Annotated in this window: 24 protein-coding genes and 1 tRNA gene; 11 read left to right on the top strand and 14 right to left on the bottom strand. The window is 45.4% G+C overall.

Features of this window, described 5'->3' with window-relative positions:
• Window positions 1-674: 674 nt before the first annotated feature.
• The 7 genes from IPL83_02385 (at window position 675) to IPL83_02355 (ending at window position 5,599) form a co-directional block, all read left to right on the top strand.
• The gene (locus IPL83_02385) at window positions 675-1,604 is read left to right on the top strand and encodes a YHYH protein (GenBank protein MBK9038002.1); all 930 of its coding nucleotides are present in this window, start codon (window positions 675-677) and stop codon (window positions 1,602-1,604) included.
• Window positions 1,605-1,778: 174 nt separating this feature from the next.
• Window positions 1,779-1,925 carry a hypothetical protein gene (locus IPL83_02380; GenBank protein MBK9038001.1) on the top strand — a complete coding sequence of 49 codons (147 nt, stop codon included), beginning with the start codon at window positions 1,779-1,781 and terminating at the stop codon, window positions 1,923-1,925.
• A gap of 153 nt (window positions 1,926-2,078) precedes the next feature.
• On the top strand, window positions 2,079-2,480 hold the full coding sequence (locus IPL83_02375; protein MBK9038000.1) for a hypothetical protein: 402 nt from the start codon (window positions 2,079-2,081) through the stop codon (window positions 2,478-2,480).
• A gap of 73 nt (window positions 2,481-2,553) precedes the next feature.
• Window positions 2,554-2,775: a hypothetical protein gene (locus IPL83_02370; GenBank protein ID MBK9037999.1), complete on the top strand. Its 222-nt coding sequence runs from the start codon at window positions 2,554-2,556 to the stop codon at window positions 2,773-2,775.
• Window positions 2,772-3,584 carry a hypothetical protein gene (locus IPL83_02365; protein ID MBK9037998.1) on the top strand — a complete coding sequence of 271 codons (813 nt, stop codon included), beginning with the start codon at window positions 2,772-2,774 and terminating at the stop codon, window positions 3,582-3,584. The genes IPL83_02370 and IPL83_02365 overlap by 4 nt, the downstream gene beginning before the upstream one ends.
• Before the next feature lie 230 nt (window positions 3,585-3,814).
• Window positions 3,815-4,321 carry an ATP-binding protein gene (locus tag IPL83_02360; protein ID MBK9037997.1) on the top strand — a complete coding sequence of 169 codons (507 nt, stop codon included), beginning with the start codon at window positions 3,815-3,817 and terminating at the stop codon, window positions 4,319-4,321.
• Between the two features lie 147 nt (window positions 4,322-4,468).
• Window positions 4,469-5,599 carry a HAMP domain-containing histidine kinase gene (locus IPL83_02355; GenBank protein ID MBK9037996.1) on the top strand — a complete coding sequence of 377 codons (1,131 nt, stop codon included), beginning with the start codon at window positions 4,469-4,471 and terminating at the stop codon, window positions 5,597-5,599.
• A gap of 111 nt (window positions 5,600-5,710) precedes the next feature.
• On the opposite strand, the gene IPL83_02350 is transcribed toward IPL83_02355, so the two are convergent.
• Both IPL83_02350 and IPL83_02345 read right to left on the bottom strand, forming a co-directional pair.
• Complete coding sequence (locus IPL83_02350) at window positions 5,711-6,100, bottom strand: hypothetical protein (protein ID MBK9037995.1); 390 nt, start codon at window positions 6,098-6,100, stop codon at window positions 5,711-5,713.
• A gap of 203 nt (window positions 6,101-6,303) precedes the next feature.
• Window positions 6,304-6,380: transfer RNA gene (locus tag IPL83_02345), tRNA-Met, on the bottom strand.
• 263 nt (window positions 6,381-6,643) lie between these two features.
• Here IPL83_02345 and IPL83_02340 point away from each other — a divergent pair.
• On the top strand, window positions 6,644-8,410 hold the full coding sequence (locus IPL83_02340) for an FHA domain-containing protein (protein ID MBK9037994.1): 1,767 nt from the start codon (window positions 6,644-6,646) through the stop codon (window positions 8,408-8,410).
• Between the two features lie 36 nt (window positions 8,411-8,446).
• On the opposite strand, the gene IPL83_02335 is transcribed toward IPL83_02340, so the two are convergent.
• Window positions 8,447-8,971 (bottom strand): hypothetical protein, encoded by a 525-nt coding sequence (locus IPL83_02335; GenBank protein MBK9037993.1) that lies wholly within the window; start codon window positions 8,969-8,971, stop codon window positions 8,447-8,449.
• A 244-nt stretch (window positions 8,972-9,215) separates the two neighbouring features.
• Between IPL83_02335 and IPL83_02330 the strand changes: the two genes are divergently transcribed.
• Both IPL83_02330 and rimK read left to right on the top strand, forming a co-directional pair.
• The gene (locus tag IPL83_02330; protein MBK9037992.1) at window positions 9,216-10,847 is read left to right on the top strand and encodes a S8 family serine peptidase; all 1,632 of its coding nucleotides are present in this window, start codon (window positions 9,216-9,218) and stop codon (window positions 10,845-10,847) included.
• Between the two features lie 299 nt (window positions 10,848-11,146).
• Window positions 11,147-12,052 (top strand): 30S ribosomal protein S6--L-glutamate ligase, encoded by a 906-nt coding sequence (gene rimK / locus IPL83_02325; protein MBK9037991.1) that lies wholly within the window; start codon window positions 11,147-11,149, stop codon window positions 12,050-12,052.
• 49 nt (window positions 12,053-12,101) lie between these two features.
• On the opposite strand, the gene IPL83_02320 is transcribed toward rimK, so the two are convergent.
• The 11 genes from IPL83_02320 to IPL83_02270 all read right to left on the bottom strand — a co-directional run bounded on the left by IPL83_02320 (window position 12,102) and on the right by IPL83_02270 (window position 24,867).
• Window positions 12,102-12,344 (bottom strand): hypothetical protein, encoded by a 243-nt coding sequence (locus tag IPL83_02320; GenBank protein ID MBK9037990.1) that lies wholly within the window; start codon window positions 12,342-12,344, stop codon window positions 12,102-12,104.
• Window positions 12,345-12,431: 87 nt separating this feature from the next.
• Window positions 12,432-13,406, bottom strand: coding sequence for an aminotransferase class IV (locus tag IPL83_02315; GenBank protein MBK9037989.1), 975 nt, complete (start codon window positions 13,404-13,406; stop codon window positions 12,432-12,434).
• A gap of 13 nt (window positions 13,407-13,419) precedes the next feature.
• Window positions 13,420-14,595, bottom strand: coding sequence for a hypothetical protein (locus IPL83_02310; protein ID MBK9037988.1), 1,176 nt, complete (start codon window positions 14,593-14,595; stop codon window positions 13,420-13,422).
• A 189-nt stretch (window positions 14,596-14,784) separates the two neighbouring features.
• Window positions 14,785-15,615 (bottom strand): flagellin FliC, encoded by an 831-nt coding sequence (locus IPL83_02305; protein MBK9037987.1) that lies wholly within the window; start codon window positions 15,613-15,615, stop codon window positions 14,785-14,787.
• Between the two features lie 193 nt (window positions 15,616-15,808).
• The gene (gene udk / locus IPL83_02300; protein ID MBK9037986.1) at window positions 15,809-16,441 is read right to left on the bottom strand and encodes a uridine kinase; all 633 of its coding nucleotides are present in this window, start codon (window positions 16,439-16,441) and stop codon (window positions 15,809-15,811) included.
• Entirely contained in the window at window positions 16,438-17,091 is a 654-nt protein-coding gene (upp, locus tag IPL83_02295; GenBank protein ID MBK9037985.1) for a uracil phosphoribosyltransferase, read from the bottom strand. The genes udk and upp overlap by 4 nt, the downstream gene beginning before the upstream one ends.
• A 9-nt stretch (window positions 17,092-17,100) precedes the next feature.
• Window positions 17,101-18,345: a DUF1688 family protein gene (locus IPL83_02290; GenBank protein ID MBK9037984.1), complete on the bottom strand. Its 1,245-nt coding sequence runs from the start codon at window positions 18,343-18,345 to the stop codon at window positions 17,101-17,103.
• Window positions 18,338-19,594: a GTP cyclohydrolase II gene (locus tag IPL83_02285; protein ID MBK9037983.1), complete on the bottom strand. Its 1,257-nt coding sequence runs from the start codon at window positions 19,592-19,594 to the stop codon at window positions 18,338-18,340. The genes IPL83_02290 and IPL83_02285 overlap by 8 nt, the downstream gene beginning before the upstream one ends.
• 80 nt (window positions 19,595-19,674) lie before the next feature.
• Entirely contained in the window at window positions 19,675-20,382 is a 708-nt protein-coding gene (locus IPL83_02280) for a PilZ domain-containing protein (protein ID MBK9037982.1), read from the bottom strand.
• Between the two features lie 212 nt (window positions 20,383-20,594).
• The gene (locus IPL83_02275; GenBank protein MBK9037981.1) at window positions 20,595-23,237 is read right to left on the bottom strand and encodes a hypothetical protein; all 2,643 of its coding nucleotides are present in this window, start codon (window positions 23,235-23,237) and stop codon (window positions 20,595-20,597) included.
• A gap of 43 nt (window positions 23,238-23,280) precedes the next feature.
• Entirely contained in the window at window positions 23,281-24,867 is a 1,587-nt protein-coding gene (locus IPL83_02270) for a peptide chain release factor 3 (GenBank protein ID MBK9037980.1), read from the bottom strand.
• Between the two features lie 270 nt (window positions 24,868-25,137).
• On the opposite strand from IPL83_02270, the gene IPL83_02265 reads away from it, so the two are divergent.
• Window positions 25,138-25,371, top strand: a complete 234-nt coding sequence (locus tag IPL83_02265; GenBank protein ID MBK9037979.1) for a ferredoxin — start codon at window positions 25,138-25,140, stop codon at window positions 25,369-25,371.
• The last annotated feature ends 82 nt before the right edge of the window (window positions 25,372-25,453 follow it).

Here is a 25,453-nt window from a genome sequence, read left to right as displayed (position 1 = left end):
AGACATTTTTGATGAAATTTACAATAATAGTTTTTGCTTTATCTATAATGACCATGAGTTGTTCTCACTCACCACCACAATTAAATGCACCATTGAATGGTCCAAAACGTCTAAAGGTAAGCGTATGGGCAGACAATTGGTTTAAAATGTATATTGATGGCAAAGCTGTTCTTGAAGATAGCGTACCGATAACAACTGAGAGATCTTTCAACTCTGAAACTTATATTTATGAAGGTGATTCCCCAGATGTTATCGCGTTTATGATAAAGGATTTTAAGGAAAATGACTCCGGACTGGAATACATCGGAACTCGAAAACAACAAATGGGCGACGGAGGTTTCATTGCACAGATTTATGATCAATCGTTATCAAAATTTATTGCTGTTACAGATAAAAATGCAAAATGTCTCGTAATTCATAAAGCACCTTTAGATAAAGCCTGTGCTCAAGAGGCTAACCCGATTTCTGGTAAATCTCCATGCACTTTCAAAAAAATCCCAGAGCCAGAAAATTGGATGATGTCTGAGTTTGATGATACATCATGGCCCAATGCAGTCGAATTTTCTGCCAAAGATGTTAAACCAAAAGATGGTTACGATGACGTGAGTTGGAGTAAGGATGCAAAGCTCATCTGGTCAAGTGATTTAGAACAAGATAATACTTTACTCTGTAGAATGCATTTAAGTTCCTCTAAAAAAAAGATTTCAAGACAATGTGATAAAATTAAAAACTCTATTGAACAAGCGGGGTTTAGTAAAAACGTCCAAGTGTCATGTGACAATGCACAGGCGAAATTAAGTTCAAACACTTATCCAGAACATGAATTAATGAACGGAATTGTAAACACAAATGAACAAGTTCCTGTTCCAGCAGGTCATTATACAGCGCCTATCCCATTAGAACCTCATTTTACAGGAAAAGCAAAAACACGAGATGCTGCTTTAGCAATTGCGGTTAACGGTGTGCCTATCTATGACTATACTGGTGGCGGAGAGATGACAGAAGCGGATCTTCATCATCATCAACTTCATCATGATACGGTCTTAACACAGCAGCTAGATGAGTGTGGTGGGCATGCAGGTCGTGGTGATGACTATCACTATCATAAAAGACCAAACTGTATGATTGATTCTATGGAAAACTCAAAACAAGATGATAAAATTATTGGATGGGCTTTCGATGGTTACCCTATTTATGATTTAAAAAACCCTGATGGTTCAATTATTAAAAAAGGCGAACTCGATATTTGCAATGGGAAATTAGACAATTTTTTTGGTTACCGATACCACACATCTAAAGATGCACCCTATATAATTCAATGCCTAATGGGTGAAACGCCTGACCTCAGAACACTACCACGTGTTCCACCTTTAAAGTCTATAAATGGTGAAGGAAAAATGGCTGGTCGCCCTCCTCGTGAGGGTGTTCAAAATTTAAAGTTTACTCAGGATAAGACGACTGGAATTAAGCGTATGGATTATATTTACCAGGAAAAGCCCTATTATATTCAATTTAAAGAAACAGAAAAAAAAGACTGTTATAACTTTGAATCTAAAACTGTTACCAGTGAAGGTCATGTTGAAACAGGTGTTTACTGCAGATGACGGACCTGGCCTTAGCGCATCTCAACTTGAGGGGTTGGTACTCTTAAACCTTTTCAAAATCGAAATAGGCAGAATGGTCACCCAAAAAACAGTACCTAAGTCACAATCGTAATACGTGTTCACAATTCCTCTACATTCCAGTTTTATAGTCACCTTAGGAAAGCGAAGGTGATTATGAGTTTCGAACGAAAAATCTATCTCGGAATTTTTGTTACCCTATTAATTTTTATTCCGGCGATGACTATTTCAGTCTACTCACTTAGGTATGTCGTTCAGACTCAGAGTGAATTGGTTGACGTAAATCTGTCCCGTCTCACGTAACGGGACCGGTATGACGCAGACAAATCTCACACAAGTGGACCGGTTATGTGGGGTCAAAATCTCATATACTTGGACCGGCCAAATGCTTAAAAATTAGGCATAGAAACATCCACCTGAACTTCATGCAAGAATGACCCCTAAAAGGGAGGAAGCATGAAGCGAAAAAGGAACTCGATTTTAGGGAGAATCACGGTGGATCGAAAAATTGTCGAACAGTTTCGAGCGGGCCAATCGGCTTCGCAAATTTCCAATCAACTCTCCAAAGGCAAAGGCTATGTGATCAAGGTCCGAGGCCTTGCGGTGGAGTACGGATTCTTAGAACAGATCAGTACAGAGCCAAAACTCTTTCGGTCGACTGATAGGAAATTGCCGAATTATCCGGAGGCCCTTTTTCCGATCATAGATCTCCGCAAGTCGAAACCAGCAGAAGCCGACGCTCTGCTCGATCCGCACAAGAATGGATCTTGGAGCGACTCCATCTGGGTTGGTCACCACAGACAATCTTCGAAGAGATTCCGGTGTCGATTCCACGTGCAAGTTTTACCGCTATCTTGAGAGGCAGCATTTTCAGTCCGACCGTCTGCTTCGGGGCTCATCACCTGAAATCATTCACGCCCCCGGGGAATGCTTGCAGGTGGACTGGGCGAAGGCTCTCGATGTGATAGATCAGGACGGTCGCAAACGTGCCATATGGGCCTTTATCGGGATTTTGGGTCACAGTCGGTACACGATGGTTCGAGTGATGGACAAGTGCGATTTTGTGACAACGGTGAAAGCGATCCAATCAATGCTCTTTGAGGTTGGTGGGGTTCAAGGAAAATCACCTCTGACAATCCAAAGGTATTCGTGAATCGTGCCTCGGAGCATGAGCCGATTTTGAATGCCGGTTACGAGAGATTTGCATCGCATACCGGTTTTACGATAGAGGCCCTCCCTCCGGCGGATCCACAGAAGAAGGGCAAGGTTGAACGTACGGTGCAATTGGTTCGGCGGCTTTTTGAGTCCTTTGATTTGAAGGAATTTTCAATCGAGAAAGCCCAAAGCCATATTGATTTGAAAATGAAGATTGCCAACTGTCGCAAGCACGGCACTCATGGCGAGAAGCCTGTGGAGGTTTTTGTTCGCCGTGATGGATATGTGAGGTTTTTGAATAAATACTATCGAGTTGACTTGAGGTTGTCGGGCCAGAGTGTGACTTTGATTGGTAACGGAGAAAAGCTTTCGATTTACTGCGCTGGGAGGCTACTGGAAGTCTATGATGTAATCAAAGACAAGTTCCAGCGCCAGGCGTGCAAGGATCACTACAAATCCTCGAACGAAACGAATTTGCAGAATCACGCCCATTACATCAAGCAGGCAGAGGCTATCGGCGGCAATGTCGCTCGAATGATCCAGATCATTTTATCGAGGGGGGAAGGTTTTGTAGACACTCGGGTGGTCTGGGGAATCCTGACGTTGAACAAGAAATACCAGAATGCCTTGATCGACAAGGCCTGTGCGTCTGCAATTGAAATCAGTTCGATCAGTTTTCGCACGGTCCACTCGTTTTTGAAGATGACACCAAAAGTAAAAATGGAGACTGAAAATTTTAATACAACGGGCGGCAAGTTCACAAGGCCGATGAGTGAGTATAGGGCTCACTTACGGGTCGTGAAATGATGTGGCCAAAACCAGAGGGAGCGTGGAGTGAGCATAGAAACAATCCGTCAGCAACTGACGATGCTAAGGCTACCGTCGGCAGCTGAGAATTTAGAGTCGGTTTTGGCAGCCAGAAAAATCAAGTCCGATTTTTCCTGGCTGACGACATTGTTTGAGCATGAGCTGAATACGCGCAAGGAAAACGCGATTGAACGTAGGATTAAAAGGCGACATTCCCAGAGAGGAGAACATTGGAGCAGTTCAATTGGAGTTTTAACAAGAGGATCAATCGCGAGAAGATCGAAGAGCTTTCGAGTTGCAAGTTCGTAGAGGAAAATGAAATTGCATTGTTGCTTGGAAGTCCAGGAACTGGCAAAACCCACTGCGCAATTGCATTAGGCATGAAAGCCGCAGCACTGGGCCACAGTGTGTTTTGTTCGAGCGTAAAAAGACTCAGTGCCAAGATCCGGATGGCCCGGGAACGGAACACTTTGGATAAATTGTTCAAACAAATTTTGACGTCCAAACTTTGGATCCTTGACGACTGGGGCGTAGTGACGATGCCACGGGATGTGAGTGAAGAGATATTTGATCTCTTTGATCGACGCAAATACAACTCGGCGATGATCTTGACCAGCAACCGAGATGTCGAAGAATGGCCACAAGTCTTTAGTGATCCGATCCTAGCCAATGCGGCGATCGATCGGATGTTTGAGCAGGCTAAAATCGTGGTATTTGAGGTCCAAGTTACCGCATGAAAGGACGAATAATTTTGCCAGATATTGACATCGAAAAAACTGAAGTATAGACCTCCAAAAATCAGGCGTTCCAGTTATGTGAGATTAGCCGGTCCAAGTATGTGAGACGGGACAGTAAATCAGACGCGAGTCATTGAAGCAGAACGCTTGAGTGGTCAAATAAATCTGTTGAACTCAATCTTACCTATTTACATCTTATCTGCGGAACCTCTGTTGGCTAAACGCTTCAAAGAACTCGGCACTTACTTTAGACAAGGACTAAGTTCGATCATTTCGCCAACTAGTCCCGAAGAAAAAGAATTACTGGATGCTATAGTGAATACAAATTCCACGATGATCGCAAGCGGGACCGAGGCGATCAACATGCGCCAAAAGGGGCGAACCGCTACGGAAGTGCATAATTTTATGGCGCAACGCCGAGATACCAATCCCGCAAATCTAGAAGCTATCGATAAGTTTATCCAGTTGAGAAACGCCGATCTCAACCAGGCTAAATCACGCATGCGAGCAATTTCTGATCACACTGTTGGCTGGCTTTTGATTATGTCGGTAATCGCTTTCTTTTTCGCACTTGCGATCGCCATTCTTCTTATCCGCTTGGTACGTGCAGAAAAAGGCGTGGCCGAAGCCCGCAAGCGGGCGATGGAAATTCTAGCGCATGACCTAAAAAGCCCAATCGCCACTTTAAGTATGAGCCACGATTTGCTTCAAGAGAAATCCACTGAGACGGAATTGGCTGCCATTATGAAACGCGCTTTAGAATCGATAGAAAGACTCACAGGCGATATTCTAGATCGTGGAAAACTCGATGCCGGTCAAATGCGTATCAGTAAAAGCGCTTGCGACATACAAGTCTTAGTAGAAGAAATAATTGAAAATCACCTGCTGCAGGCTAAATTGAAGGGGATTGAGTTGCATTCGCACCACGAATCGACTGCGAAAATACTTTGTGACCGTAATCGTGTCGAGCAAGTGCTCAATAACCTCATCGGAAATGGCCTAAAATTCACACCGAGAGGTGGCGATATTTGGATTCGCACCAGGATCAAGAACAACCTAATGGATATTTCTGTCACAGATACAGGTCCCGGAATCCCAGAAAAGGAACTTGGCAGAGTTTTCGATCCATTCTGGCAAGTGACCGGAACCAGCGTGAAAGGTTCGGGCTTAGGATTGTCAATTGTCAAAAGTCTCGTTGAAGCGCACGGCGGAACCGTCACTGCGAAAAATGCGCCTAATCAGGGAGCCGAATTCACGGTTCAAATACCCGTTTTGTAATGTCATCAATAGGAAGTCTTTCCTCTCATAGAACATGGGTTTTCTTTGGAACAGCTGCTAGACGACCGCACTTCACTTGGCTCTGCCAGTTCAGAGCTTGGCTCCTGTGATTTATGGAATCAACTCAAACCGGCTCGGCTGTGGCGTTGCCGACCTAAGATCAACATCGCCCTCAGACCCTGGCCACAATTTCTTGTAAGATTCGAGCCACATCTCATAATTCTGCCTCTTGATTTCATTTCGCGCTGATTTGGCGAGTCCGTTTAGCTTGTCCATTGCAGACTTTCGTAGACGGTACAGGTCCATTTCGCTTTCAGGATTCCGCTTGCAGTGGCTAAGGACAGTCAGCAGATCCAACGCGTGGATCGACAACAAATTTCCAACGAGAGAATCATCGCCGAACCAAGCCACGCGAGTTCGGTGCGCTCCCTCTAGCTTCGCGAGCGAAGCTTTAACAAGGCCAAGCTGAGTTTCATTAAGACCGAACTTCAAAAGGCGCAAGTGTGCCTCCGACTCACCGCCGGTGAGCGTGAATCATTTTGCATTGCGAATTTTTGTGATTGCGTAGCGAACAGCATGCGGGGCTCCCTCAACCTTTGGGAATTTCCACGAACCAACGAACCTGGAGAGCCAGTCGTCAGAATTTCATTTTTCGATTTTATTAGTGATTTCGATCAGTTAACCAATTTCTCCAGGTGCGAAATTGGTTGCGGGGGCCGGATTTGAACCGACGACCTTCGGGTTATGAGCCCGACGAGCTACCAGGCTGCTCCACCCCGCGCCAGAAGATTCTTCTCCGGGCAATCTTGAAATCTACCATCCAGAGAGAGTCAAACTTGTAACCGCAGGCCATATGTCTAGTCAAGCAAAGGTCGCCGACAAAACTAATGTTAGTATGCGTCAGAAAAACCTAGGTACACCGAAGCTTGGTCCAGTTGTGCGCCAACAAAGTTCATTTGTCGGTCCTAACTTTCCGATAGGACATGGAAATGAGCCAGCATGATGGATTTTGCAAAGTGTATAAAAAGGAGCCATTAGCATTCAATGAAGGCATTTTTAATTCATGCTCAAACCAAAAAGAAGTTTCGGGTTAAGACGGAAACAACCATCGGTCGGATGGATTGTAATCGTTCCTACCCTGATGACGGACGAATGAGCCGCACACATTGTGTCTTACGTAGCACTGATGAAGTCTTTACAGTTGAAGATTTAGAATCAAAAAACGGAGTTTTGGTCAATGGAGAACTCATCCCATCTCGTACTCCAGTCAGATTACGAACGGGAGGAAAACTTATAGTTGGCGATCAGGAATTCGAAGTCCTGATCACGGGCCAGACTGTCGAAATGCCAGCCGGAATGCCCACTCAAATTGTCAAAACAACGGATGACTTCAGCAATAGCAATGGCTTCGAAGACCAGGCGAACTCGTCAAATCCCAAGGGCTCCCAGCTCGATGACTTCTCAAGGACCGAAGTTCCCTCAGAAAAAATGGAGAAAACTGTCCCCGATGGAAATACCAACCTATTTCAGTTTGGCCGAGAAGCTTCAAATAGTGGGATAGCCAAGAATTGGGATGAAGAGGCGGAAAACAAGAGTGCCAGCATGATTACAGCCCCAAGTTTCGCCAGCATCCCCAATCTCGGCGTGGCGGATGATACAGGCAAATCTCAGAATCTGACTCCGCCAAGCCCCCCACCAGCGCTCGTCAAGGCCATAAATACAACTCCTCATTCTGAGGCGCCTATCGTTCCAACGCTTGATCATGCAGTGGAAAACGCAATCATCATTGATCCGAGTCTTCTTAAACTAGCTGAGCCACAGACCGAACAGTACACCAAGGATAAGAACCGCGGGAAAAAGAGATCTAAAAATAGCGATCCAGTCGCTCATTCCCAAGGAGGCAATAAGTCCTCTGAAGACAAAGGAAGCAAGGACGGTTCGCTTCTTATCCACTCTTCTGATTTCAGCTTATGGCAAAGCGCTCTGCTGGGCCTCATCATTGGTCTCCCCGTACCTTTAATTTATCTCCTGGATCAGGAAAATCGCTATCTGTTAACTCAGACTCAAGATCCTATAGTTCTCAGCAGATGGCTCGGTGTCCTTATTCTTCCCGTATTGTTTGCTACCGGATTCATACAAAAAACGCGGATCCACACCGGCTGGAGAACCGGAGCAAAATCCATTTTTCTTTCTCTGATGGCTCTGTCGATGATCGCACTCTTCCACCTCATGGGAATAGATGCCATAGAGAGGACCAGCGACTTCGATGAAAAACGATTTACTTTAAAGGTAAAGAAAAGTTGCATCAATAAATACAAACCAGAAAAATGCTCGGAAGTTGTATTTACCTGCCCTCAATGCCTAAAGAACCTCGGATTTACTGAACGGCAAGCACTGCTTGAATCAATCTACCCATTTGTCGAAGAGCTGACGAAAAGAGAAAATGAATTGACTAGGCTCCCGTCACATCAGCCGACTCCTCAAAATGGTCTATCCAAAACACAATCAGTAATATCGAACAAACAAATGCTTCCTTCTCACCCCCTCCTGCAAGGGGGGACTCAACAAGACAACCCGACAAAATCGAAGCAGCCTGTTGTAAAAAATTTAACAGGAAAAGCGATTCCCTCACAAAAACAGGTTCACAAATTGAATCCAATTCTTCCTTCAATTCCAAAACCAGGTTCTGACATCAAAAACCACATCCAAGCCCAAGATCCAACTCCAACTCTGGATAAAGCAAGCCAAGCCCCCAATAAAGATATCTCCGATTCAGAAAATGTCCAAATTCCAAACGAGATCGGCGAATAGGTCTTCAGAAGAACAGGCACAGCCCTGGCACTACGATCAATTATTTCTCCAAATAGAGCTACATTTCTCAAGAAAATCAATAACAATGCCTTTTGGACGATAGGTGGCTTCCGCTATACACCTGTACTCAAGAGCTGGGTCCAGATCATGAAGACTTCTGACAACTTGCTCAGACATTCCAATCAGCCTTTTTTCTTTACCCTGCCGCTTAATTCTCCAGGCCGGGGACAAAAAGAAAACATCCACTTTTAGATTTGCTCCATCTACTTGAAACTCTCTCTCTTTTAGGAGCAAATTCTCTCGTTCGTGATCGATCTCTCCGCAGATCGCCAGCTCTCCCACAAATACCAAATGAGAAACTAAGACAAAAAAAATAACTATCCAAAACTTTTCGCCCATTATTTTCACTTCAGCCCTCATTTTCTTCAATCTGTCAAAAAACTTGAAAAGAGCCAAATTTCGGCACTCTATCCAGCTATTCCAAATGATCAGAGCATTTTCATCTGCTAATGAGATCTCTAAGCAGATATCATGCCCAATCCTGGAGGTTTCACTTTTCAAAATCCAAGGATAGTTCTCCTTTGCACCAAGTAGGCATTTCAATTTGCAATAGAAAATCTACTTGTTTCCAATAATCAGCCATTTTACCAGCGATAAAGAGAACTTATCTAGCTTTCCGAGTAAAGCCTTCATTTAAAGACAGGATCCAATTGGCCCTCAGAAGAGAGGAAATTTCGATTTATGAGGGCTCTTGGCGCAATACTTGCTCGACTGAGTTCTCAACTATATTAAAAGGGGGATACAAGTGATCAGACAGAAACGAAACCGATCATTTATCGCAGGTCTGTTGACGGCCGTTGGAATTGTGGGACTGAGCGGCTGTTTAGAAATGGATCAAACCATTATTTTGAATCGGCCAGAACATATTGTTGTCGGCAATCCAACTCCAACGCCGAGAGACTTCAAAGCAATCAATGATAACCACAAGGTGTTGGTTGCGATTTTTGATACTGGCGTGGATTACAACCATCCTGATCTTAAAGAGAATATTCACTTTGACCTAAATGAAGCTGGACAACCCGTGGCTTGTGGCTACGATTATTATGCCATGGATGAATGGGCTTCCTATCGGGTGGTCGACACAGATAAATACAAGCTTGAGGATCGAAGAAAGGAAACTCAAGACGAAATATTGAAAGACACATCGGCCGAGGATTTTAATAAAAAAATCGCACTCCAAAGAGAAAAAATGGAATGCGAACAAAATGAGCTAGTCAAAATCGATCCTAGATTACAGAAGTACACCGAAGCCTATCGAGGACTCGAGCAGGAGGATGGAACGACTTTACACGGCACCCACGTGGTAGGGCTCATGACCTACGATACCCCTGAAATTGGAGTCGTTCCCTTCCGCGTGCTTCCATATTTTCAGGATCAAAAGGATAAAAAAGACAATAACACTGGTGAGAGGGACCGATTTGTTCAAAACTTTAAAGATGCTGTAGAAAGAGTCTCAAAATACAGAGACGCTCAGGGACGAAAAATCAGAATCGTAAATCTTAGCCTCGGAGGAAGCTTTAGCCGTCCAAACGGCGAAGGGGCCCAAGAAATTGAGAAATTCAATCGGTACGTGAAGATCGTGACCCAGGAGCTTCGCAAAATCATTGAGGAACATCCGGATATCCTTTTTGTCGGAGCTGCGGGTAACGATGGGGGCTGGAGCGACAACGATGCGCGTGTTCAATATCCCTGCGGGATTAGCGCAGATAATGTTCTTTGCGTTGGAGCTACAACTAAGGAAGGAAGAAAGACCACCTTTACCAACGTTCCTTTGAATAATGTTGAGCTGGTATTCGCACCCGGATTTGAGCTTAAGTCTTTGAGCCCTGCAGATCGATGCCCATTTCTAGTGAAATTTATGGATGGCATTCTGAACGAAGGATCAAATGGAAACCTTTGTAAAATAGAAAAAGCCACCCAAAAGTGGGTGTCAAACAACTCAGCGATCGACGGACGTCGAGAAATGATCAAGACTCTCTATAACACATGTTCTGATAAAGAAAACCAGTACAGCCTCATGTCTGGAACATCCATGGCAACGCCTGTGGTAGCGCGTATTGCAGCTAAACTTCTCATTGATAAACCAGAGCTTTCAACGAAGGAACTTATCTCGTTGATAAAGGAGAAGGGCACACCGACCGATTCACAGACATTTAAAACTTGGGTGCTAAAAATGGATCGGCCCTCTTGGCAAAAACCTGAAGAAGACGATGTTGTGAACCGGGTCGCTTCGAGTTCAGGTCGGGTACCCTCAATCGCTGGCCTCAATTTAGAGAATGCTCTGACCGCAGCCCAGATGGAGCTAGTAATCAAAGCATCAAACCAGTTCCAAGGTATGAATTTTAATCTGACTATGGGGAGATCTGATCTTAAATAATATAAACTGACTGGCCTGTTTGCCTCGACAAATAGTTGACCCCTGAACTCAATTTGGCGAAACAGGCCCGTACTTCAACCTTGAATAGGCACAGAAACGAAAATTTGCGAGGTTTCAAGAGGGGGACCTCCGTCGGGTCGGGCAATTTGAGGCCCAAATCAAAATAATGGGGGGAACGACATGCCTGCCTCTCGGCAAGGCCGCCCTCCGACCGAGTTTTTTCAATTAAATACCAAACCTTTTGCGCAATTCGATTCCATAACCTAATAATAGTTTTTAAGATTCAAAAGGGCAACTCCATGAACATTTGTGTTCTCTCGCGGAATTCAAAACTCTACTCCACTCGCAGACTTGTAGAAGCTGGCCGCGCGAGAAATCATCACGTCGAAGTCGTCGATCCTTTGCGATGCTACATGAATATCACTTCTCACAAGCCTGAAGTCTACTATCGTAAAAAGAGCCTCGATTATTTTGATGCCGTTATTCCAAGAATTGGAGCCTCCATCACTTTTTACGGATGTGCAGTGGTCCGCCAATTTGAAATGATGGGTGTCTATAGTTTGAATGAATCCGTTGCGATAACGAGGTCTCGAGATAAACTACGGGCTTTACAAATCCTTTCCCGTAAAGGCATCGGACTGCCCGTCACAGGATTTGCTCATAGCACTCGCATGACCAAAGAACTCTTGGAAATCGTTGGAGGCCCACCCCTCGTTATTAAGCTTCTTGAAGGCACGCAAGGAAAGGGTGTCGTTCTTGCTGAAACTCAAAAGGCTGCTGAAAGTGTGATCGATGCCTTTCGTGGGCTTGAAGCTTTCTTTCTTGTCCAAGAATTTATCAAAGAATCTTCGGGAACTGATATCCGAGCTTTCGTTATCGATGACAAAGTCGTGGCTTCTATGATGAGAAAAGGGAAAGTTGGAGAGTTTCGGTCAAATCTCCATCTGGGAGGAACCTCTGAACTCGTAAAATTAACACCAGAGGAGCGTAGCACGGCTATTCGGGCCGCACGTGCCATGGGACTTAATATTTGTGGTGTAGATATTTTGAGATCAAATCACGGCCCCCTTGTAATGGAAGTGAATTCCTCGCCAGGACTGGAGGGGATTGAAAAAGCAACCTCAAAAGACATCGCAGGAAAAATCATCGATTTTATCGAAAAAAATCACAAGGATGGGAATAACAAAACAAAAGGAAAGGGATAGACTCAAAGAATCTACCCCTGACTTTCTCAATCAAAAAATCGACCCAAGATTATTCTGGAGATTCAGAGCCACCACCTGGGTGACCTTCTTCCATGCCTTCAACTGGAGCGCCCTCATCAATGGGTTGTTCAGGCATTCCTTGCGAGGGATCACCTTCGAGAGACTGTTGAGAATCAGGAGCAGCCTCAAGCGTGTCGGTCGCGGCAGGTTCTTCGTTCTTTTTGTTACACAAACAGCCAGAGGCCAATGAGAAAGAACCAACCAATAAGATCATCGTCATCACAATACGCATTTCATTTCTCCTGTCACCCCCGAGGCCCTACTTAGGCTCGGGATAAAGATTAAGCTCACAATTTAATAACCGAAGAATTTACCATAATCACGAAAAAAATGACTCACTTTCTGAGGGATTCAAATAGTATTCCTTCAAGAGGGTTTGAACCATTTTAAAAAAAGGCCCGACTTTTCCCGACCCGACTGGCTTTTTTTCCCACTCGGTCACAGGCAAAACACCCATTGTTGTTCCGACCATAATAATCTCTGAGGCTTGATCAATATCCGATCTATAAAGACGAGCCACATTCACACTTTTAACAAGAGAATTCGCGCCGACCTGAGCACGAACCAGATTGAGGACGCGCAAAAGTGTCGTTCCCTTCAAAGTGTAGTCAAACAAAGGAGCTACAACCTCTCCTCCGCTTGTAAACAATAAAACGTTTTCTGTAGATCCTTCAGCCAACTCGCCCTGTTCAGTAAAGCAAAGAGTATAATCAAGCTCTCGATCAACTGCCTCTTTTTTCATCATTACGTTGGGGAGATAATTACAAGTCTTTATTTGGCAATAGGGAGCTGACTTAGCCAATACTTGGCTGACACCCGCTTTCACTCCCAACTGATATTTGACCTCTGGATAAGGCTGAAACCGAGTCATCACAATATAAAGCTGACTGCCAACACATTCGTAAGGATTTGTTGTAAACCCACCGGGGCCCCTAGAAACATACAACCGAAAAAGAACATCAGAATCCCTTGGAGCCAGAGCTATCAATTCAAGACATATCGAAAAAATTTCAGATGAATCACTTGGAAGAGATATCCCTATGGCAGAGGCAGAGCGCTCCAGCCGAGCAAGATGAGCCTCAAACTCTAGGATATGGCCAGCCTGAGTTCGAAAAGCTTCAAAGACCCCATCTCCACGATGAACGATGTGGTCGTCAATTGGCAAAAACATCAGGGATGGCTCCTCGACAATTCCACCAAACCAAGAGGAGTACATGGCCAAATAATTACCTCGAGCATATTTGGACTTTTTTCTTAGCTCGCTGAGCACCTGCTCTTCAGAGATGACCCTCATCTATCCCTGCCGACTAACGCACACTGATGAGATTTTTGATTTCACTCAAGCGCTTCTTTTCATGATAAGGGACATGTACGCCAGAACTGCCAGAATATCCCACGTAGACACTCTCTTCCAATCGCTCATAACACTTACGAGCCAAGGGGCCTTTAGGCCACTCACGGACGCAAGATTCAAAATAAAACTCATGAAGATTCCAGGACCCTAAATCTCCAAGAACCTCGTAGCTTTCACCCAATAAAAAATAGGCCTCGGACCGCTCGCTGGCCTTCTTTAGACCTGTCAAACCGTCATGAAGAAGACTAGTGGCTACCAAATACTCGACGTCGCCCCCATGATCCTTACGAAAACCCTGAGCGAGACGGGCCTTGCGAATCTCATCTTTAGCTGACTTAATGGAGTCCTTCTTAGCAACCGATTGACCCGCTTTCGTTTGAACAGACCAGGATTCTAAAGATTTTTTCCATTTTCTCACATCTTCAAGCAAATAATAGGGAACTGTTTTTCGCTCCACAATCTGATCCATTTTTGCAATGGCCCGACTCGGATCTTTACGTACTCTGATCATCATTGAGAGATAACGACGAAGAGCTCTTTCCATTTCGAAGGGAAAATCGCCACTGTCATTTTTATCATCTATAATGCTCTCCAGGACTGAAAGAGCCTCATCATAACGACGACTCGCAACCAATAGATCCGCTTTTTCCAAGCGATTGAGCTTCAGCCCTGAAAAATCCATTTTATCACCTTGAAACTCGGGACCCATCGTGGTTCTCGTGTGGCATCGAAAGCAGTGCCCAACAACCGATTTCATTACACTTCTTGAATACTCTTTGTGGCCTAACTCAAAACTATCCTTGGCCCTACCTAAATCAGTTTTGAATCGATTCAAACTAAAAGTAAACAGGGGATCTTCGCCAATAAGCTGCTTTGATCTCTCGGGAGAGATCTTATGTACTCTCTTAGAGAAATCCGTCATACGAGCGATGATTCTCTTTTCATTTTTTGGATCTGTAAAGTCTCCACGATCATATATAATCGGGATCATCTCCTTCATCACTTGGTCAAGATGCTGCATCTGCCCCGACCAATTTTGAGTCTCCTCCACCTTTGTGGGCTTAGACTCGCAAGCACTCAGCCCACACAAAGCCAAAAAAACAAACACCAGCGATTGAAATTTAGCCATTTTATCCCTCAAAATTGTCATTTAAAAAACACAGAGAGGCAGAACCAGACTTTATTAATATACACTTAATATCTAACAATCCTTGAGTTGAATCAACAGATCTGGTCAAAATTCATTTCTATTCACAGTATCATTTTTTTCGCAGAGCACAATCGAACGCCCAGACTCTTCGGTTATTCGCCATCTTGGTCATATGAGCTTCAGGGCCATATTGCCATTGTCATTGGCTTGCGCCAAAGTGGCGATAGCCGCTTGCTGCAAGATTTGAGAGCGGACTAATTCAGACGAGGCGTAAGCAAAATCAGTATCACGAATGCGCATCTTAGCTGCACTCATGTTTTCCTCGTAAATCAACATGTTTGAAATTGAGTGATGCAATCGTGTGTCAATCGCACCGATATTGGAGCGCATTTCGTTCACACGAACCAAGGCGACATCTAACAATTCAAGGGCAGATTGGGCGCTTTTCTTTTCAGAAAAATCGATTTCATCTAGCTTTAGAGAACTCAATTGTGCATTGTTCTCTTCAGAATCAAACGCAATTCTGTCTTGGAAATCATCATTAAAAATTCCCACCTGAAACTCAAAAACTCCCGATTTCCCATCGAGTAAATGCGCATCTCCCCAACGGGTCACCGCCGAAATACGATCTATTTCCTCCTTCAACTGAATAACTTCTTTTTGAATAAATCCCCGCTCGACATCACCAATCGTATCACTTGAGGCCTGAATCCCCAATTCTCGCAGACGAATCACAAGATTCGCAATTTCATTCAGGCCTCCCTCGGCAACTTGAACCATAGAAACCCCATCGTTCGCATTGCGGTTGGCTTGACGAATGGAGCGAATTGTCGATCTGATCCCCTCTGAAACGGACAGTCCGGCGGCATCATCGGCCGCCTTATTTATTCGATCGCCGCTGGCCAGCTGAGCCATTGCTAAGTCCATCCCTATCCCCGAATTAAATAGCTGGCGACGCGCCTGAATTGCCGCTAGATTTGTTGAAATTCTCAATCCCATTTGTCCGACCTCTGCCCGGTTTATCTCGACTCACCAAGAGCCTTGCTCTATCCATCGGAGGTCCAATCTGATTTTTGACAGGACATAAGGGGAGTTGCCGGTCCTTTGCCCAAATTCTAGCCTATTGTCTCACAAAGACAGTCCAGCAAAGCAGTCCACCAGTCGAGCCCGCCAGGCTGTTTTCTAGACTAAATCATGGAATCCAATTGGTCCTCCACTTTCGAATGACCTCTGAAACCATCGACTCAATTGGGTCTTCCCCCGAAAAAACCTGATCTGCGTGAGCCTTAGATGGCTCCACATAAAGATCATGCATCGGTTTTACTTGGGTTTGAAACTGGACTTTGACCCCCTCGGGAGTTCGTCCCCGCTCCTCAATGTCTCTGGCCATCCGACGCTGAAATCGCAGTTCTTCTGAAGTCTCAACAAAAACCTTAATATCAAAAAGAGGTCTCAATTCAGGCGAATGCAGGATGAGTATCCCATCAACAATGACTACCAAGTTTGCCACCACAAAAACTCGATCTGAAATACGCCGATGATTAGAAAAATCGTACTGAGGAGCATAAATAGATTGCCTTGATCGCAGAGCCGCCAAATGAGTGGCCAACAAACTAAACTCTAGAGACTGAGGGTGATCAAAATTGACTGCTCCACCATCGTGATCAAATTTGGAACTCTGATCAAGGTAGTACCAATCCTGATAAATTAAAGAGACCAGGTTCTTTCCCAAGTGTTCGGAGAGAGCGCGCGCGAGCGTCGTCTTTCCTGACCCACTCCCCCCGCTAATCGCGATGACACAGGGGCGACGCACCGTCGAAATCAAAAGGTGTCCCCCGTCCCATAAAGGCGATCTCCCGCATCTCCTATGCCAGGAACAATATAACCCATTTCATTCACCTCTGGCTCAACGCTAAGAGTGTAAATCTCAACATCAGGGTGCCACTCATGCACTTTTTCAAGCCCCGGACGGGAAGCAATGATCGTCACAAATCGAATTTCAGAAACCTGATATTCCTTTAGGCGACTAATTGCTGCCACAGCCGTATCACCCGTTGCAAGCATGGGATCAAGCAATATGACTTTGGCACCTTCCATCTGTTTCGGAAGGCGAAAATAATACTCCACGGTGCTTTTAATAAATTTATCCCGATAAATACCTATGTGCCCAACTGGGGCGAAAGATAAAAGTCTTTGCATTCCTGCAAGCATTCCGTTTCCGGCCCTCATAATCGAAACTAAAACCACGCGATCAGAAATCCGATGCCCCTTCGTCAAACGCATAGGTGTTTCAACATCGACAGGTTCTAATTCGAAATTTCGTGCAACTTCGTAAGCCAGGAGTTGACTGACTTCTTCCATTAATTCACGAAACTGTCGGGGGCGAGTCGTCTTATCTCTCAACTGACACAGCTTGTGCTGGACAACGGGATGACGAACAACATGACAAAACTCTTTTACCGGAACTTCTGACATCGAATTCTCCTAAAAAACAGTTCCATCACTGGTTAACATCAAAGGCGGAGCTCCATCCGCTCTCTTTTCCTTTGCCGCCTTGCGTCCCGCCCACCACGTCCCACCTTCAAGAGCTCTCACCAAAGGAAACTCCTGTGGCGAAACACCCCGTAAATCACACAGACCCAAATGAATTTTGTCAATGTAATAGATCGTAAGAGCTCTCCACTCGACAATCAGTGGACTATCTGGGCGATGACATTGAGATGCCGCCTCTGAATCCTTTAAAACCAACAATCCTCGATCAATTAACAATCCCCCATTTCGATATTCTGGGAGCCCGGTCAGTTCGTTCAATCCTACAACCTCAAATCCAGCTTCTTCGAGAGGAGTTAGCAGTGAGTAGACCATCCACTGAGTGAGCTTATGAAACGGCTGTAAGGATTGCCAAGAAGTTCTATCTCCAAGTGCCGGATGAAACCAAACGTCCCCCAAATTATAGGTGCCAAGTGTAAATCTCTCAGGCCAGATGGGGCTCAAAGCCTTTAATAAAATCTCTAACAAATCGATGGCAGGTAATTTTCGACTTGGATATTTTCGAATCAAAAGATCCAATATGTGTCCCGGCCGTGAATAAAAGCCACCAAATACTTCCTTATTTTCTTCTACGACATGACCGAGAGAATGGATCAATTTCAAGCGACCATCCACCCCAATCAAAGGATTTCCGATAGAAACTTGAAAACCAAGTTCCAATCGCTCCTTTGTGAGATGCAAAAGGCCTCCGCCATCGGCCTGCAGCTTAGTCTGAGGCTCGCTGGAAAAGGCTCCTCTGACAAACATATCTAGAGAGGCGACAGCCAAGCCTTCTGAACGCGCAACCACTTTTCCAGTTTCAGTTTCAAAAAATTGCCACTGAGATCCGGCTCCCGCATCTAACAGAACAGAGACCATGATCAGATCTATTTTCGCTCTCACCTTTTCAAAACGATCAAGACCATTCAAATTCTTTTCGAGATAAGCCAACCGATCGACTCCGCCCACCTGAAAATGAGAAAAACGAGAGTGGTAAGGGATTTGGCCATTAGGATAGCGCAATTCTATGACCTGATTGACGTAAGCCACTATTTCTGGAATCAACTCTTCACAGATAGCAAACTGGCCCTTTCCGGCCACACAGTATTTTTGCAACCGAAGTGCCTGGGATCGAATGCGAGATGGTGCAAAAATTTCCTCCAAGGCCTTTTGACTAAACGGCAAATGAGAATCAATCATGAAGATTTCGACCTTTCACCTTTTGAAGCCCTGCTCCACTCAAAGATCCCTCTGGAGAAAAATATCCCGCGGCTTTTTTTGCTTCCATTTCAACCTTGGCGTCTTCAGGTATCCGATCCTCAGGTATCGAAACTCTCGTATTAATCTTAATGCCACTCCCCACTATAGCGTCATATTTCATATCACTCATTGAAACAAAATTGTCGATTTTCTGTATCCCCAACCAATGCAGAACATCAGGCATCAACTCTTGAAGCCTCATATCCTGCACTCCCGCCACACATTCGGTGCGATGAAAATAGGTTGACGCTGAATCTCCGCCGGTCTGCCGTTTTCGTGCATTGTAAACTAAAAATTTTGTTACTTCTCCCAGTGCTCGACCTTCTTTCCGGAAGTAAACGATAAGACCTGAGCCCCCTCTTTGCGCTGATTTGATGGACTCTTCAATCCCATGAATCAAATACGGCCTGCAGGTGCATATGTCGGACCCAAAAACATCTGAGCCATTGCACTCATCGTGAACTCGCACCGTCAATTCAAAATTGGGGTTCGAAACTTTGCTTATGTCCCCGAAAAAGTAAATGGTCGTGCTTCCTATGGGAGGCAGAAATACCTTCAAGTCCTCACGAGTGATCAGCTCAGGAAACATTCCTCCGGTGTCTTGAAAGAGCCCCTTACGCAGATCTCCCTCAGATATACCATAGCGCTGTGCCAATCCAGGCAAAAACCATACTGGCTCAATCGCTGCCTTTGTGACACTCACATCCAAATTCTTTCCTACCACCTGACCATCAACCTCCAAACGCCCTTCAGCAACAGCTTCCTTTAGCTCCGGCATGAAAATATGGGCCTTTGTAATGGCAATCGTGGGACGGATATCTTCTCCTTGATTCAATAGGGCTTTGTAGACCTCAGCAACTTGCGCACCCCAGGGATCCATCGAAACAATCTTATGAGCGTTCCACCAGTTAGGAAATGGACCGATAGGAGTGCAGGGACTGGTGTTTGTCAAATCCGGACGAAACTCTCTAGGAAGATGCCCCGCTGCTGTGGCCAGGGCTCGGTAGACTGAATAGCTCCCACTGTGGGTCCCGATGGCATTGCGCTTTGGGGGGTCAGTCAGAGTTGCGATAACTGGGCCTCGCAACAAAGGATCCCTCTCTCCCCAATGAATAGGTCTAACAGATTTAAATACCTGACTTGGATGAGAGGTCAGAATCACATGAGAACAAATCGGATTTTTTTTCATGGTGCCCTTCCTTGGTCCATGTCGATCACTCTTAAAGTCTGGCTGCAAGGCTCAGGTGGAAGCAAGCAAAATAATGATTCTTAGACATTTTCCTTGTAATCAAAACCTCCCATTGTTCCTCCGGCCGTGACAGAATACTCGGCGATCATGTTCGCAACAAAGGCACTCATGGAAACCCAAGCCAAGCCAATAACCCAGTAGGAGGCTCGACGATTCCTATGACGAACTGACAAATTAAGTACCTTGGCTTCTGCTCGAAATGGCTTCAGCGCCTTGTTTCCATATATCTCAAGAACAACAAGGTCTCCAACCATGATCCTCTTTTGACAGTTAAAAATCTTGGCGCCGATCCCCTTCGAGCTGATATTACGACCTTCTCCTTTAGAAATGTACTCTCCATCCTGATTCAATATCATCATTGGCCCGACTGCCGGAACACGCTGCTCACTCCGTCGACTGACAGTCATGGCTCGTTCCAAAGCCTTGGCATCAAGAGCCGGAGAGGAGACAGCCTCGTCTGGCAAAACCTGTGTTTTCTCCGAATCGGCTGATTTATAGCGAGGCAATGATCCAAATGCAAACGAGGGTGATCCCGGCAAAAGTGATGACGTCAGTGATTGCAAAGGCGCCGGAGCTCGAGCTGGAACTGGAGTTGGCGTGGACGCGGTCACGGGAGATAAATCGGACAGCATAAGATCCCGCAATGGAACCTGAAGATCTAGAGTCTTCTCGTCCAGAACTTCAACAATCTGATCCAGTATCCCTATCATTGGCTTTTTTTGATACACACCAACCCACCCTTTAAAATCGTGATATGATCGCCCATCAACTATTTGCAGCAACGAGCGGACCAACAGATCTCGGAGATTTCAACTCTGATTCTGAAAAATCCGACCAGGCTTGTTTCACTGTAAACAGTCTTTTCAGTTTTTGGTGAAATATTGAGGTTGTCAGGATGAGACTCAACCTGAGCGGTCTGTGCCAAAAAAATTCTCAATAACTAGAAAATATCGCTTCCGGCCCAAAACAAGGAGGCCTTCGTTTCAGTGCTCTTGCTTACGTAGGATGTATCTGACAAACGGGTACAATAGCTCAGGGTCCAATACAGACCTGAGCCAAAGATACTGCTTCCGAGTGACACCTCAGTCGAGGAGAATTTGACTTCATCTATCATGTAGGATTCCATCTTCTTCTCTGTATCGGTCGAATAGTCCGCCCGAAAGACAAGAGGCTGAAGCGGCCAGAAGCCGGACTTACTCGAATACTCAATCGAGATTTGGGTGAATATGTGCTCCCCGTGAGCATTGACTTTAGCCTCATCTCTGTTTAGCACCTCTGGCGAACGCTGACCCGAAACCTCCAAGAAGAAGTGATCATCCGCTCCAAAAGATCCCAAAGCAAACCCAAGAAAAGGGGCCACCCACTGACTCTTAGCCAAAGTATCACCAAACTCTCTAACAAAGTCGGACCCCATTCCCCATCTGAAACTATCGCCCCAATTTCCTGAAATCCCAGCTGAAAGAGTTTGACGACGCTCGCGAACAACTTTTTCGACCTGAAATGAATTTACTTGCCGATATTTCAGGCCAACTGGAAGACCATAGATACGCAGACCGGCCTGCAGGTAGTAAGAATCAATTTGCCGATTCGATTTCACTTCAGGAATTCCTGCCATCGAGGTCGTTGTGATCTCTCTGTGCTCTGGTGCCAGACTGAGCTCATAAAAAAAATCGGATGCCATCTGACCCAACTGTATGCGACCAAGCTCGGCGTTTGTTCTCTCCGTATAAAGACCTTGGCTCAGGGTCTCTTCTTTCTGAAGTCCGTAAGATAACCCAAACCACGAGGTTGGTTTTAACATCATACGCAAGCTGGGGTTGATGATTTCGCGAGTGTAAATTCGAGATGGCGCGCTCACTTGAGCCATCGAATCGTCCTGAGAAAAGGGCGAGAACAAAAAAATAACCCACAAAAACTTTACGGCACCCAACAAATCCTTTTTCTTTCTGCGAGCCCTTGCATAAAAGCAAGTGAGAGCCAAACAACAGAGGAGAACTGCTATGAAAGGAATCCAGTTTTTGATAACGAAGACCACCAAATACAGAATGGCTCGGGTCACCGTCCCCAACACAGGAATTTTTGCGATCTTGAAGGCGAGAAAAGGAGAGTAATCATAATAATACTGAATGATTCTCCGGCCAAAAGCTGAATTCTTCAGCACTCGATCCCTAAAATCACGCAAGCTACGAACCTCTGAATGAAGATAAGATCCATGTGCGGCCGTAGCAATAAAACAATGAAAATCCTTATTATCTGATTTACTCACACAACCAGGATTGATGCCAGGATCGTAGGCTGAAAGAGAAGTTCTAAAATTTGCAATATAGGGATAAGATTCGTTCATTCTCTGAACCGAGTGAGAATAGTGTTCTATGCCAAACGGCACTCCATTGTGATATATTCGGGGATTTGAGAATCGGCTCATAGAAGTGCAAGTAATTCCTGCATCATCACACTGATCCGGATAGGCCATCACATCCAGATATTTATTAATTAAATCCACATAGCCATAGCCAGTGAGAGAGGTTGTAACTTCATGAAGTCCTACTCCCTTTTGATATCGGTCATGCTCTGATCCCAAGTTGTGACCCCACTCATGGGCCATTGTCCTCGCATCACACCAGTAGGAAGTGACAGAAAAACCGTAGGCATCATTGTAAAAATCTTTTTGGGACAAGTAGGCCAAACCACAGTACGTGGCCGTGTTTGTGACCAACTGAACCAGATCTGCACCGTAGGTGTCCCTCAGTGTATGCGCACTATCTATTTGGCCGTCGCTTGTATTTGCCAGTTGAGCCAAATCCGTCGATGTATTGCCCGTCTCCGTATAAGTGATTGGCCCAATGTAAACCAGCCGAAAACGAAAATCAGCACAGCTTTCGGCCAGCATGACATTCGTGGCATCAACTCTTGCTCTCAGTGTCTCTTCCACTGCCGAGAATCCTGCCACATCGTCGGTATAGAGAATCATCACGTCTACAAAATGATCTGCCGTGACAGTGGTGACCAAAGAGGCAGATCCAATTTCACCTTTTTTTATCTTTGGCACGGAGGGGATTTGAGGATTCGGTCCCTCATATCGCCTTTCGCCCTGCTCAACCAAATAAGATTCAGTTCCCTCTCTATGAACAAAGTAACTATTGCCAGCGACAAGAAGGGTTCCTGAGAGAATTTGAGTCTCAGTATTATAAACTAAAAACGCCTGGCTCGAGGAATCAGCTTCTGCCTGCAATTGAAGATGCAAAAGCGAATTTTGAAATTGTATCTTCACAACTTTTGTTTCGAGAATCCCCTCTCTCGGTAGATCAATTTTTACAACCTGACCGACCTGAATCTCCTGAATAGCCGCAAAGTTCAGGGGCGTGTCCAATGAGAAAATCTCTTTGATCTGAGGCCGAGAAGAGAGCGAGGCATTTCTCTTGAATGAGTCAAGGTGGCGAGCAGTGATGAGAGGTTGCAGCTCCGAGGTTGTGAATTCAGAAGGTGCGTTTAAGGATGTTGCCAAAGAAACTTGGCAATAAAAATTCAGTGCGCTCAATAAACTGAACAGTGAAAGAAAGCTGAATAAACCAAAGGCACCCATTTGTCATTCCCCCAATGATCCAAACAGCGAGTTCTGAAATTCTCTAAACTCGGCCGGAAATATGAAAGGTCACCCCCGGGTTTTCCTTTTCAAGCCAACGAAGGTCCCATTCCTTTTCAAGGAGTACCACGGCCTCGTGGTTTTCGTCCTCAAATATTCTCGCAGCCCCCTTGATTCCCTCTTTCATGGGCTCGCCCTTCTCATTGCGTGGCCAACGTGCGACGGTATAAGACGATCGCTCTAGTCGAACGTCCAGTTTGTATTCATCATTGAGACGAAACATCAAAACTTCCATTTGAAGTTCACCAACAACTCCAATCACCGGGTCCTGAGGACCAACCACTGGATCAACAAACAACTGAATCATACCTTCTTCAGCCAACTGCTGAACTCCTTTTTGCAGCTGCTTTCGCTTGAGAGGATCCTTTACTGACAACCGACCAAAGATCTCCGGAGAAAACCGAGGAATACGATCAAATTCGACATTTTTCCCATCCGAGATCGAATCTCCAATTTGAAAAAATCCAGTGTCAATGATGCCCACAATGTCACCAGCATAGGCTTCATCTACGGTCTCTCGTTCTCGCGCCATAAATTGGTTTGCATAAGCCAGACGCAGCTCTCGATCCAATCGAAGGTGGCGAACTTTCATGCCTCGTTCAAAGCGCCCTGAACAGACCCTAATAAAAGCCACCCGATCACGATGCTTCCTGTCCATGTTCGCTTGAATCTTAAAAACAAATCCCGAAAAGAATGGATCATCTGGCGCGACATCTCCAATCGAGGTGTGCCGAGGTCCGGGAGCCGGTGCAAACTGTGCAAAAATCTTCAAAAAGATGTCAACTCCCCAATTGTATTTTGCGCTTCCAAAAGTCATAGGACTCACTCGGCCGGCCAAAAAATCCTCTGTTGAGAAGGGTCCAAGGGCAATTTCCAAAAGTTCCATGTCCTCCTGAAATTTCTCGAAGGCCTCATCACTCACCCATTGCCGAATTCTTTCGTCCTGGTAGCCTGTCACCTCCTGAATCGCGGGTTTTTCCTCTCCGCGAGTGTAGAGGTAAACTCGGTTTTCAAGGCGATGATACAATCCGCGAAATCGATCTCCCATCCCTATGGGCCAGGTCAGAGGATGACATTTTATCCCGAGGGTGTTCTCCACATCGTCGATAATCTCTAAAGGTTCCTTGCCTTCCCGATCCATCTTATTCGCAAATGTGAAGATCGGAATTCTCCTCAAACGACACACCTCAAAGAGTTTGCGAGTCTGGGCTTCAACCCCTTTTGCCGCATCAATGAGCATTGCAGCAGAATCCGCAGCAATGAGAGTGCGGTAAGTGTCCTCACCAAAATCTTTATGACCAGGGGTATCGAGTAGATTTATTCTCAATCCCATAAAATCTAACTGCATCACGCTCGACGTGATTGAGACCCCCCGCTGCTGTTCGAGCGGCATCCAATCTGATACGGCAGCCTTTGTCCCAGCTTTGCCCTTCACTTCTCCGGCCTTGCGTATAACACCACCCTCAAAAAGAATTTTCTCAGTAATTGTGGTTTTTCCTGCATCGGGGTGCGAAATGATGGCAAAGGTCCGCCGCTTCTTAATTTCCTCAACAATATTTCCGAAACTCATGAAATTCCCTAAGATTTTTGTTTTAAAACAGGAGAAGACACTAACTGAAGTCCCCGAACTCTCCTAGCATAGATTTTTTTGCATCGAAAGCTCCGCTCCCCCTCGACACCAAATTTTTAAGGAAGGCATTCAAAATCTAATGCTTTGCATTGAACATTGCGCTAAAATCTCGTCTTACCTATCCTGGCGAACTCGGAAATGCGACTTTTTTAACGACGTATCTCCTTTCGGCTGCGCGCAAAAAATTGGTTCAGTGAGGCCCACAAGAATATGGCTGATAAAGAAAAAAAGTACGATGAAAATGTTCCAGGGCGCTACTACGTAGATAAGGAATGCATCGCCTGTGATGCATGCTGTTTGACGGCGCCAAATCATTTTGGTATGGACCAGAACGATGGGCATGCCTTTGTCGTCGTGCAGCCCTCTACTCCTGAAGAGGAGGCCTCCTGCAAGGAGGCGATGGATGGCTGCCCCGTCGAAGCCATTGGCAACAATGGAGACTGAGGCCTGCCTTTGACAGTCTAGCCGTGGAAGTCCTTGGTATCAAAGACCATATGTCCACACCGGAAACCTAAAACTCAACAAG

Source organism: Bdellovibrionales bacterium, assembly GCA_016716765.1.
GTDB lineage: Bacteria > Bdellovibrionota > Bdellovibrionia > Bdellovibrionales > UBA1609 > JADJVA01.
The sequence above is the reverse complement of the archived record's forward strand: the minus strand, read 5'-3'. Positions and strand labels throughout refer to the sequence as shown.